Here is a 12708-nt window from a genome sequence, read left to right as displayed (position 1 = left end):
GGAGAAGTTTATGAGTAAAGTTATAGTGGTTGGTGGAGGTCCATCTGGCATGATGGCAGCCTTGTCAGCTTCAAAAAACAATAATGAAGTAATATTGATTGAAAGAAATGGAGAGTTAGGGAGAAAGTTAAGAGCAACTGGTGGAGGTAGATGTAACTTTACCAACAATAGAGAGATAGAAGCTTTTTTTGATAAGGTTGTAAACAATAAAAAATTTCTATATAGTAGCTTTTATGCATTTACAAATAAAAATCTTATATCGTATTTTGAAAGTAAAAATTTAGAGTATAAGATTGAAGAAGAAAATGACCATAAGGTTTATACTAAGAATGATAAATCGATAGAAGTAATAGAAGTATTAAATAAGGACTTAATTAATCATAATGTAAAGATAATGTATAATAAAAAAGTTGTGGATATTATAATTGAAAAAATCACTGAACAAGATGACCATAACAATAATAAAGCAAATTATTCAATAAAGGGTGTCATTTTAGATAATGGAGATAATATATTAGGTGATAAAGTTATTATATCAACTGGAGGAGTTAGTTATTCAAAAACAGGTTCAGATGGTTTAATGTATAAGGTTCTTCAAAATCATGGACATACATTAAATAAACTATATCCTGCTTTAGCTCCACTTACAATAGAAGAAAAATGGATTAAAGCTTTACAAGGAATATCTATGAGAAATGTAGAAATATCTTGTAAGATTAAGAAAAAGAAAATATCAAAATCAGGAGACATGCTATTTGCACATTTTGGGATAACAGGTCCTTGTGTACTTATAATGTCTTCTTATATCAATAAGATTATTGAAAAAGATAAGGTAGAATTAAATATAGATTTTTTACCAAATTTAGATGTCAATGAAATTTCTAATATAATTAGAGAAATTCCAAATAAAAATATCTTAAATAATCTTAAACAGATATTACCTCAAAACTTCTTAAGAGAAATTCTTTCTATATTATCTTTAAGTGATAAAAAAGCAAATGAGTTGTCTAAGGCTGATGAAATTAAAATTATTGAGTATATAAAAAATATGAAACTAACTTGTAATGGAACTACAGGCATAAACACTGGAATGGTTACTTCTGGTGGTATTTCAGTTAAAGAAATTAATTCTTCTACAATGGAGTCTAAGTTAATAAAGGATTTATTTTTTACAGGTGAGGTAATAGATGTAGATGCAGAAACTGGTGGATATAATTTACAAATAGCATTTTCAACTGGATATCTTGCAGGGACTAGTGTATAAGTATAGTTTTTAATAAGTCGATTATTAAATATAAATAAAATAGAGGTGTAGATATGAGTAATTTGATTATAGCTGTGGATGGACCAGCAGGGGCTGGTAAAAGTACAATAGCTAAGATAGTAGCAGAAAAACTAAATATAAATTATATAGATACAGGTGCTATGTATAGAGCTGTTACTTATAAGTGTTTAAAAAATAATATTGATGTCAATAATGAAAAAGAAGTTATTAAAATAGCTGAAAATTCGGATATAGATTTTAAAAATAATAGCATATATTTAGACCAAAAAATTATAAATGAGGAAATCAGAACAATAGAAGTAAGCAATAATGTTTCCAATGTAGCTAAGATAAAAGAAGTAAGAAAGTTGATGGTTGAAGTTCAACGAAAAATTGGAACAAAAAGTTCAGTAATATTAGATGGTAGAGATATAGGTTCATATGTTTTTCCAAATGCAGATTATAAATTCTTTTTAGTAGCTACACCAGAAGAAAGAGGAAGTAGACGCTATAAAGAACTTTGTAATAAAGGATATAATACTACTTTAAAAGAAGTAATTGAAGATATAGTAAAGAGAGATGAAATTGATTCAAATAGAGAATTTGCACCACTAGTAAAAGCTGATGATGCACTAGAAATAGATACTACAGGAAAGACTATAGAGCAGGTTGTACAAGAAGTTGTATCTAAGATAAGTTTTTAAGCTCAATGTATCTAAAACGAGAATATAATGTAGTATTGAAGGGAGATAAACGTGAATTTTTATAGATTTGCAATAAATATTTTTAGATGTTTTTCTAAAGTGTTTTTTAAATATGAAGTTATAGGTGCCGAAAATATACCAGATAGAGGAAATATAGTGGTGGCTTCAAATCATAAGTCAAATCTTGATCCTGTATTTTTAGCTGCAGCTATAGAGAATAGGGAGATAGCAGCTATTGCAAAACAAGAATTATTTAAAGTGAAACCATTAGGTTTTATATTAAAAAAATTGCATGTTATGCCTATAAATAGAGAAAAGCCAGATGTATCTACTATAAAAACTATTTTAAGGTCAATTAGAGATGGTTATGTGTTGGGAATATTTCCAGAAGGAACAAGAATTAAAGGAGATAACTTTGGCAAAGCTAAGGCAGGTCTTTCTCTATTTACAATAAAGAGTAAATCTAAGGTTGTACCAGTGTCGATAATATCTAAGTATAAACTTTTTAGTAAGGTAATTGTGTATTTTGGAGAGCCAATATCATTTGAAGAACATTTTAAAGAAAAGTTAAGTAATGATGACCATGAAAGAATGTCACAAGAAGTTTTAGAAATAATAAAACAGAATTACTTTAAATATTCAAAATAAGGGGGGAATTTTGTGAATGTTAAAATAGCAAAAAATGCAGGCTTTTGCTTTGGAGTAAAGAGAGCAATGAAAATGGCATGGGATGAAGTAGAGAAAAATGATTCTGGAATATATGCTTTAGGACCTCTTATTCATAACAAGCAAGCAGTAGCAAGATATGAACAGAAAGGTCTTAAAACTGTAGATGAAATTGATATAATACCAGATTATGAAAATATGATAATAAGATCTCATGGAGTTCCTGAGAAAGTATACAAAGAAGCTAAAAATAAAAAGCTTAAAATTGTAGATACTACATGTCCATTTGTAAAGAAAATACATACAGTAGTGAGTGAGTATCATAATAAGGGTTATGAAATAATAGTTATTGGAGATATGAAACATCCAGAGGTGATAGGTATAAATGGATGGTGCGAAAACTCAGCAATAATAATAAAAGCTGTAGAGCAAATGGAGAATATGGAATTTGACAATTCAAAACAATATTGTGTTGTTGCACAGACAACGATAAATCCAGATTTATATTCAAATATAGTTGACAAATTAGCTGATAAACTAGAACATATAGTGTTTAATGATACAATCTGTTCAGCTACAAAAACTAGACAAGAAGCTGCTAAAGAATTAGCAAGAGAAGTTGATTGTATGATAGTTATAGGTGGAAAACACAGTTCTAATACTCAAAAGTTAGTAAAAGTTTGTGAAGATTTAGTTCCAACTTTTGCAATAGAAACTAAAGACGAATTGGATGTAAATATGCTTAAGAAGTATAAAAATGTAGGAGTTACAGCAGGAGCATCTACACCAGATTGGATAATAGAGGAAGTAATAACATTTATTGAGAATTTATAAATATAGTAAACAATAAAAACATGTGTACTACTGGTATAATATATAAAATTTATTGTAATATCTATATGTAATTTTATACTATTACATGTGGCAACTAGATAACCTAATATCAGAAAGTGTGTATCTTAATATGCAAGAAATTAACAATATAAGATATGCACTTTTTAATATTAGAAATTTAAATAGTATAATGATATTGATTATCAATAACAAATAAAATATAATATAATTATTGCGAAATTAATATAGGAGGTAAATTAATGGAAATGTTAATATCTGCTTCTGAAGAAGCATTTTTACATGTGGGTTCTATGATTGGATTTTTTATTTTGCTATTTGGATATATAAACTATAAAACTAGTGGTAATTTTACTAATATTATATCAAAAAATAGAAAATATCAACCTTTAATAGGAGCTTTGATAGGAGCTATACCAGGTTGTGGTGGGAGTTTGGCAATCATGCCATTATATATAAGTGGAAAATTAAGCTTTGGAGCAATCATTGCAAGTTTAATAGCAAGTATGGGGGATGCTGCATTTATACTTATTTCATCAAATATTAAAATGTATTTTTTTGTGACTATAGTTAGTACAATTACAGGAATAATAACGGGACAACTAGTAGATTATTTTAAATTAGAAAAAAAATTGAAATTAAATAAATATAGAAAATCAGACAAACATAATATAGATAAAAGTGAGCATAAAGAGAATGAAGAGTCGCATAATCATGATGGTATAATTTTGGATAATTTAGCTAAATCTCATGGAAATACGAATAGACTTGCATTTATAATAACACATGGTAAAGGGTACAAAATTTATATAGGAATTGTATTAATAGGTTTTATATTTATGTCTCTTGCTCATTCTGGAATAAATCTTCCTATTATTGAAAAATTACATTCACTAGAAGAAGCAATAGCAGTTATAGGAATACTATTCTCAATAGTTTATATGTGGTGTTTTAAAAAAGTATTTAAAAATTCTAATCAAAAAGAGGAAGAAAATAAGAAGATTTCCTTAAGAGAAATGCTTATACATTCTGTAGGTGAAATTTCATTTGTTATTACATGGATTTTTATTGCATATCTTATTTACGATTTGATAATATTGGTTTTAGGTGGAGATGAATACTTAGTTAATTTAGTTTTATCAACAGGTGTAATTAGTGTATTTATAGGTGCAGGTCTTGGGCTTATTCCAGGGTGTGGTATACAAATTGTACTTATGTCATTTTACTTGAAAGGAACTATACCACTTGGTGCAGTAATAGCTAATTCCATATCTCAAGATGGAGATGCACTTTTTCCACTTTTAGCAATGGACAAAAAATCTTCCTTATGGGCTATGATTATTACTACTATACCAGCTATAATCGTAGGAATGATAGTTTATGCATTTTTAGATTAATTAAAAGTAGTTATTAGTATAAATGATAAAAATACATAAATCTATACTATGGATATAGCAACAAATATTAAAAATATAAAAAATAAAATTTAATATAATTAAAATATTTATAAAGAACATGAGAAATAATATTATTGTTTCTCATGTTTTTGTATTTAATTTAATAAATTATGGAATAAATGCTTTTTATCGAAGATAGGCCAAATACTCCATACTCAACGTAAGTAGGGTAGAGATGTAAGCATAAAATATGCTAATATAAATTAATATGATACAACAAGTATATTGATATAAAAAATTTAAGAGGAGTTGTAAAAATGAGTAATTTGAAAAAAAAGTGTGATGTAGCAAGTGGAAGAGATAAAGCTGATATTGTACTTAAAAATGGAACAATTATAAATGTATTCACAGAAGAATTAATAGTAGGAGATATAGCAATAGTAGAGGATACAATTGTTGGAATCGGCGAATATAGTGGAAAAGTAGAGATTGATTGTAGTGGTAAATACTTGTCACCTGGTTTTATTGATGCACATATGCATATTGAGTCTACAATGGTAATGCCAATTGAATTATCAAAAAAATTACTAAAGTCAGGTACAACAACTGTTATAGCTGACCCTCATGAACTAGTCAATGTAAAAGGAGCAAGTGCAATAGACTTTTTACTAGAATCAACAGAAGAGATACCTTTAAATGTATATATTATGCTACCATCATCTGTACCTGCAACAAGATTCGAAACTAATGGAATAGGAAATTTTAGTGCAAAAGATATGGATGCCTACATAAATAATCCTAGAATCTTAGGATTAGGAGAGGTAATGTGTTTTAATGATGTTATATCTGCTGAAAAAGAAATTTTAGATAAATTAGAGGCTTTTAAAGATAAAATGGCAGATGGACATGCACCAAATATAACTGGAAAGTCACTTCAAGCATATGTATGTGCAGGAATAAAAAATGACCATGAATGTATAACTTTTAATGAAGTGTATGAAAAATTAAGAGCAGGTCTAAAAATTTTTATAAGAGAAGGAAGTGCAGCAAAAAACTTAGAAGCTATAATAAAGGGATTATTGAAACATAGCTTACCAATTGAAGAATTTATGTTTTGTACAGACGACAAACATTTGGATGATATAGAAAAACAAGGGCATATAAGATGGAATATAAAGTGTGCAATCGATTTGGGTATGGAGCCAATTAAAGCTATTAAAATTGCAACTTATAATTCAGCAAGAGCATATGGTCTAAATAGAATTGGAGCAATAGGTGCTGGGTATAAAGCAGATATTGTTGTTCTAAACAATTTAGAAAATATGGAGGTAGCTAGTGTTTATAAAGATGGTAAATTGATAGATGAGGGAATTTTTTCTGATTATAATTATGAAATTAAGGATAAAGAGCTGCTTAATACAGTTAAATTTAAAGATATTGATAGAGAAAAAATACAATTAAAGTCAAATGAGAAAAATTATGTAATGGAAATTGTACCATATCAGATTCTAACAAATAAATTATTTGAATCTATACCAAACAAAAATGGATATTTCAATCCAAATGAAGAATATTCAAAGCTTTGTGTTGTTGAGAGACACAGAATGACTGGAAACATATCAGTTGCACCATTAAAAGGTTTTGGTATAAAAAATGGAGCAATAGCAACTACTGTAGCTCATGATTCACATAATATCATAGTTGCAGGAGATAATGATGAAGATATTATAGTTGCAGTAAATTACTTGAGAGATATACAGGGTGGCTATGTAATTGTATCAAATGGAAAAGTACTTGCTCACTTAAGTCTTCAAGTAGCTGGATTAATTAGTACTCTTCCAGCAGATAAAGTGCAAGAAACAACTGATAATATGTTAAAAATAGCAAGAAAAATGGGAGTTCCAAAGTATGTAGACCCTTTTATTACACTTTCATTTATGGCTCTTCCTGTTATTCCAAAAATAAGACTTACTGATTTAGGTCTATTTGATGTAGAAGAATTTAAATTTATATAGATTAGAGTATTAGAAGATTAAAAATAAATAAGCAGGATTTAATACATAAATTAAATCCTGTTTATTTTAATTACTATAGTTATTTAACATAAATTCCACTTTAAATGCTCTAATCAAATAAAGTTGAAATTTTTAGTATATAAAATTTACATATCCATGAAATTTTCCATATAAAAAAGTAAAATATTTTATTTATATATAGAAATATAGGGTATTAATATAAATATAGTATAAATTATTGATTAAAAAACAAAAGGAGAGATATTTATGTTAAGTATAGGTACAAAAGCACCAGAATTTACATTAGAAGATAAGGATGGAAATAAAGTCAGTATGTCAGATTTTAAGGGGAAAAAAGTGGTAATATATTTTTATCCTAAAGATAATACACCAGGATGTACACGTCAGGCATGTGCATTTAGAAACGCATATGAAGGATTTAAAAATAATGATATACCAGTTATTGGAATAAGTAAAGATAGTATTAAATCACATCAAAAATTTGCAGAAAAACATGAGCTTCCTTTTATTTTACTTTCTGATCCAGATTTAATTGCTATTAAGGCTTTTGATGTGTGGAAAGAGAAAAAAATGTATGGGAAAACTGCTTTAGGAGTCGTTCGTGCAACTTATATTGTAGATGAAAGTGGAATTATTGAAAAAGTTTTTGAAAAAGCAAAACCAGATACAAATGCACAAGAGATTCTTGAATATTTGGAAAAACAGGAGTAATAAGAATTTATGATTATAATGTTATCACCAGCTAAAAATATGAAACATGCACAAGCAGTTGATAGAGATTTAAGCTTACCCTGTTTTATAGATAATGCAAAAGAAATATCAAAGAATATAAAAAATTTTAGTTTAGAAGATTTTAAAAATAAAATGAAAATCAACGAGAAGTTAGCCATATTGAACAAGAGTAGATTTGATAATTTTAAATTTGACAGTCTAGGAAGTCCTGCAATCTTAACTTATGATGGAATACAATATAAAAATATAGAAGCAGAGCGTTTTACAAAGCAAGATGAGGAATTTGCAAATAATTGTATTCGAATCATAAGTGGATTGTATGGGGTTGTAAAACCTTATGATAGTATATATGAATACAGACTAGAAATGCAGACAAAGCTACAGATAAGAGAATTTAAAAATTTATATGAATATTGGGGAGACAGTATATATAAAGAATTAAGTAAAGAAAATACAGCTATTGTCAATCTTGCATCAAGTGAATACAGTAAAACTGTGGGAAAATTTATCGATGATAATCATACATATGTAACATGTAATTTTAAAATAAATAAAAATAATATATTAAAAGTTGAATCAACACAAGCAAAGAAAGCTAGAGGAATGATGGTAAAATATATTATTAAAAATAAAATAGAAGATATTAACGACTTAAAAAAATTTAATTTAGAAGGGTATAAATATCAAGAAAACTTATCTAACAATAATGAGTATGTGTTTGTAAAAGAGTAGATATTTTTATATAGATTTTAAACCAAATTGTTAAATTTAGGTAAAATATAATTGTTGAGTATTGAATTGAATTGGATTTTAAAATATAATTATTCTTAAATCAAAAAAAGAAAGGAGTGATCTTCCAAAATGGAAAATCACAAACAGATGCCTTGGCATTCGATGGCAACACATGAAGTATTAGAGAGTTTAGACTCATCAGAGGAGGGGCTCACCGATACCGAGGCGGAAAACAGGATTAAAGAGCATGGTTTAAATGAACTGAGAAAAAGACCACCTAGAACAGTTTTACAAATGCTTTGGACCCAAGTTACAGATGCTATGGTATTGATACTAATAGGTGCATCAGTATTATCTTTAGCATTTGGAGAATTTACAGAAGCTTTTGTAATTCTAATAATTGTAACAGTAAATGCAGTTATTGGTATTGTTCAAGAAAAAAAAGCAGAATCATCATTAGAAGCACTAAAAAATATGAATTCACCTACAGCACGTGTTATGCGTGATGGTGAAGAAAATGTTATCCAAGCAAGTAATCTTGTAATAGGAGATATTGTTTTTTTAGAAGATGGAGCAATGATTCCAGCAGACATTCGTTTAATAGATACATCTAGTTTAAAAATTCAAGAAGCTTCTTTAACAGGAGAGTCTGTACCATCAGAAAAAGATTCAGATGACCTTTTACCTGAAGAAAGTGTATTAGGAGACCGTAGTAATATGGCTTATACGTCTTCAATTGTCACATATGGTAGAGGTGTAGGCGTTGTAGTTGCAACTGGTATGGACACAGAAGTAGGTAATATAGCACATTTTTTAGATTCACAAAATGATTTTGATACTCCTATAAAACGTAAACTTAATACTGTTGGAAAGACATTAAGTGTTATAGGTATTATTGTATGCGTTATTATATTTGCAATAGGTGCATTTTACCAGAGACCTCTCTTACCAATGTTTATGATTGCAATTTCCCTTGCTATATCAATCATTCCAGAGGGATTACCTGCAACAGCAACCATTGTAATGGCTCTAGGTGTGCAACGTATGGCTAAAAGAAATGCTTTGATTAGAAAGTTGCCAGCAGTTGAAACATTAGGAGGAGCTACAGTAATATGTTGTGATAAAACTGGTACATTAACCTTAAATAAAATGACTGTTACACATATTGCTGTAAATGGCGATTTTGAATCTGGAAAAGTAACATCAATAGATACTGCGTCTGAGAAACATCCACTAGTATACAAAGAGATTGTTTATGCTGGTGCACTTTGTAATGATGCATGTATAAATCCAGATAAAACAGATGAAATATTAGGTGATCCAACAGAAGGTTCATTGATTTTTATGGCTAATAAATTTGGAATAGATCAAGAAGCTCTTGAAGAGAAATATCCACGTGTATTTGAGCAACCTTTTGATTCCGACAGAAAATGTATGACAACTGTTCATGATATAGATGGAAAAATCACAGTATATACTAAAGGTGCAGTGGATGAACTTCTCCATTTATGTACCAAAATATTAACATCAAAAGGTGAAAGAAACATTACAGAGTTGGATAAAAAAAATATACACGAATTATGTCTCGCTATGTCTAAAGATGCATTACGTGTACTTGGTTTTGCTAAGCGTGAAATTTTATCGATACCAAAGGAAGATAGTGAAAACATAGAATATGATTTGACATTTATTGGTATGGTTGGTATGATTGACCCACCAAGAACTGAGGTAATTGATGCAGTAAAAACTTGTAAAGAAGCAGGCATAAGAACCATAATGATAACAGGTGACCATAAAGTCACTGCCACAACAATAGCTCATGAATTGGGAATTTGGAATGAAGGAAATACTGTTATATCTGGTGATGAACTTGATAATTTAAGTGATGAGGAACTGGATAAAGCTGTTAAAAATGCTACAGTATTTGCTCGTGTATCACCATTTGATAAACTCAGAATTATACAGTCTCTAAAAAGAATAGGAGAAGTACCAGCGATGACTGGAGATGGGGTAAATGACTCCCCTGCATTAAAGTCTGCTGATATTGGTATAGCTATGGGTATAAGTGGTACAGATGTGGCAAAAGATTCTTCAGATATGATTTTAATGGATGATAGTTTTACCACAATTGCTTATGCAATAAAAGAGGGTAGGCGTGTATATAGAAATATACAAAAGGTTATACAATTCTTGCTTGTTGGAAATATAGCAGAGATACTTACACTATTTGTTGCAATATTGTTAAACTGGGATACTCCACTTCTTGCTGTGCATATTCTATGGGTAAACCTTGCAACAGCAACTCTTCCAGCACTTGCTCTTGGAGTTGACCCACCAAGTATAAACATAATGAAGCATCAACCTGTTAAATCAGAAAGTTTGTTTGAAAAAAATCTTGTACAAAGAGTTATTACTCAGGGGATATTTGTAGCAATAATGACCATTTTAGCATATAAAATTGGTCTTAATATAGGAAACCATACTGTAGGTCAAACAATGGCATTCTGTGTATTAGCATTTTCACAAATGTTGCGTGCATTTAGCCAACGTTCAAATACAGACTCTATGTTTACTAAAAATAGTGGTAAAAACCCATTTCTTTTAATCTCATTTTTAACTTCTGCTTTGCTTATGGCAGTTATATTATTTGTCCCTAATTTTAGAGATGCATTTAATTTAACTGTTTTAAATAGCTCACAGTGGCTTGTAACAGTGATTTTAGCTATAATGTCTGTAGTGCAAGTAGAGGTTGGAAAATTTATTAAAAGAAAATTATATAAAAAATAGTTGACAAAATTAGGAAAAAAATATAAGATATAAAACATAGAAAAATTAAATAAATCTTATCCAGAGAGGTGGAGGGACTGGCCCTATGAAACCCGGCAACCAGTATATTTATATACATTGGTGCTAAATCCTGCGGCGAAAGCTGAGAGATGAGTATAATTAAGCTTATACAGAGCCTGAGTTATATACTCAGGCTTTATTTATTTTAAATCTCATCTGACAAATAGTTTAATTTTCTTAATTAAAATCTAAGGGGGATACAAAAATGTATAACAAAGAAACAATATGCGTGCAAGGAAATTATAAGCCAGGAAATGGAGAACCAAGAGTTTTACCTTTATATCAAAGTACAACTTTTAAATATAGTAGTATAGACCAACTTGCTGACTTATTTGATTTAAAAGCTGATGGTCATATGTATTCCAGAATAAGTAATCCTACTGTTCAAGCTTTTGAAGAAAAGATAAGTTTGTTAGAGGGAGGAGTATCATCTGTTGCCGTATCCTCAGGTCAATCTGCAAATATGTTGGCAGTTTTAAATATATGTAAATCTGGAGATAGTATACTTTGTTCTTCAAAAGTATATGGAGGAACATTTAATTTATTAGGACCTAGTCTTAAAAAATTTGGAATAGATTTAATATCATTTGATTTAGATGCAAGCGAGGATGAAATAGTAGAACTTGCAAATGAAAATACTAAAGTTGTATTTGCAGAGACACTTGCAAATCCAACTCTTGAAGTTATAGATTTTGAAAAAATAGCAAATGTAGCTAAAAGAATTAATGTTCCATTTATAGTTGATAACTCATTAGCATCACCAGTACTTTGTAATCCACTAAAATATGGAGCAAATATAGTCACTCATTCTACTACAAAATACTTAGATGGCCATGCTTCAAGTGTTGGTGGAATTATAGTAGATGGTGGAAACTTTAACTGGGACAATGGAAAATTTCCAGAATTAGTTGAGCCAGACCCAACATATCATGGAATAAGTTATACTGAGAAGTTTGGCAATGCTGCATATGCTACTAAAACAAGAGTTCAATTACTTAGAGACTATGGAAATTGTTTGAGTCCATTTAACGCATATCTTACTAATTTAAATATTGAAACACTACATCTTAGAATGGAGAGACATAGTGAAAATGCACTTAAGATAGCTAAGTTTTTAGAAAAACATAAAAATGTAGATTGGATTAACTATCCAGGACTTGAAAATAATAAGTATTATGAAAATGCCAAGAAATATCTATCAAAAGGATGCAGTGGAGTTTTATCATTTGGAGTAAAAGGGGGACTTGAAAATGCTAAAAAATTTGTGGAAAAACTACAAATAGCAGCATTAGTCACTCATGTATCAGATGTAAGAACTTGTGTTATACATCCAGCTTCAACTACTCATAGACAATTAACAGAAGAACAATTAATTGCATCTGGAGTATTACCTTCACTAATAAGATTATCTGTTGGAATAGAAAATGTAGAGGATTTAATAGCTGATTTAGATCAAGCTTTAAATTTCTAATAGTATA

Annotated in this window: 10 protein-coding genes and 1 riboswitch; all 10 genes read left to right on the top strand. The window is 29.1% G+C overall.

The features are described 5' to 3' along the window. Positions 1–10: 10 nt before the first annotated feature. On the top strand, positions 11–1264 hold the full coding sequence (locus KGF48_RS13130) for an NAD(P)/FAD-dependent oxidoreductase (protein WP_227829951.1): 1254 nt from the start codon (positions 11–13) through the stop codon (positions 1262–1264). A gap of 53 nt (positions 1265–1317) precedes the next feature. Then, entirely contained in the window at positions 1318–1968 is a 651-nt protein-coding gene (cmk, locus tag KGF48_RS13125; RefSeq protein WP_227829950.1) for a (d)CMP kinase, read from the top strand. 51 nt (positions 1969–2019) lie between these two features. Then, positions 2020–2616 (top strand): lysophospholipid acyltransferase family protein, encoded by a 597-nt coding sequence (locus tag KGF48_RS13120; RefSeq protein WP_227829949.1) that lies wholly within the window; start codon positions 2020–2022, stop codon positions 2614–2616. Positions 2617–2628: 12 nt separating this feature from the next. Continuing rightward, on the top strand, positions 2629–3468 hold the full coding sequence (locus KGF48_RS13115) for a 4-hydroxy-3-methylbut-2-enyl diphosphate reductase (protein WP_227829948.1): 840 nt from the start codon (positions 2629–2631) through the stop codon (positions 3466–3468). 260 nt (positions 3469–3728) lie between these two features. Continuing rightward, positions 3729–4883: a putative manganese transporter gene (locus KGF48_RS13110; protein ID WP_227868123.1), complete on the top strand. Its 1155-nt coding sequence runs from the start codon at positions 3729–3731 to the stop codon at positions 4881–4883. Between the two features lie 317 nt (positions 4884–5200). Beyond that, positions 5201–6898: an adenine deaminase gene (gene ade / locus KGF48_RS13105; RefSeq protein ID WP_227868122.1), complete on the top strand. Its 1698-nt coding sequence runs from the start codon at positions 5201–5203 to the stop codon at positions 6896–6898. 267 nt (positions 6899–7165) lie between these two features. Then, positions 7166–7630: a thioredoxin-dependent thiol peroxidase gene (gene bcp, locus KGF48_RS13100; protein WP_227829945.1), complete on the top strand. Its 465-nt coding sequence runs from the start codon at positions 7166–7168 to the stop codon at positions 7628–7630. Positions 7631–7639: 9 nt separating this feature from the next. Next, complete coding sequence (gene yaaA, locus KGF48_RS13095; RefSeq protein ID WP_227829944.1) at positions 7640–8383, top strand: peroxide stress protein YaaA; 744 nt, start codon at positions 7640–7642, stop codon at positions 8381–8383. A gap of 129 nt (positions 8384–8512) precedes the next feature. Beyond that, complete coding sequence (locus tag KGF48_RS13090; RefSeq protein WP_227840669.1) at positions 8513–11170, top strand: cation-translocating P-type ATPase; 2658 nt, start codon at positions 8513–8515, stop codon at positions 11168–11170. A gap of 53 nt (positions 11171–11223) precedes the next feature. Further along, a riboswitch (SAM riboswitch) is annotated at positions 11224–11326 on the top strand. Between the two features lie 109 nt (positions 11327–11435). Beyond that, positions 11436–12701 carry an O-acetylhomoserine aminocarboxypropyltransferase/cysteine synthase family protein gene (locus KGF48_RS13085; protein ID WP_227829942.1) on the top strand — a complete coding sequence of 422 codons (1266 nt, stop codon included), beginning with the start codon at positions 11436–11438 and terminating at the stop codon, positions 12699–12701. The last annotated feature ends 7 nt before the right edge of the window (positions 12702–12708 follow it).

The sequence above is a fragment of the Clostridioides sp. ZZV15-6388 genome (assembly GCF_020657755.1).
In the GTDB taxonomy this organism is placed as follows: domain Bacteria; phylum Bacillota; class Clostridia; order Peptostreptococcales; family Peptostreptococcaceae; genus Clostridioides.
The sequence above is the reverse complement of the archived record's forward strand: the minus strand, read 5'-3'. Positions and strand labels throughout refer to the sequence as shown.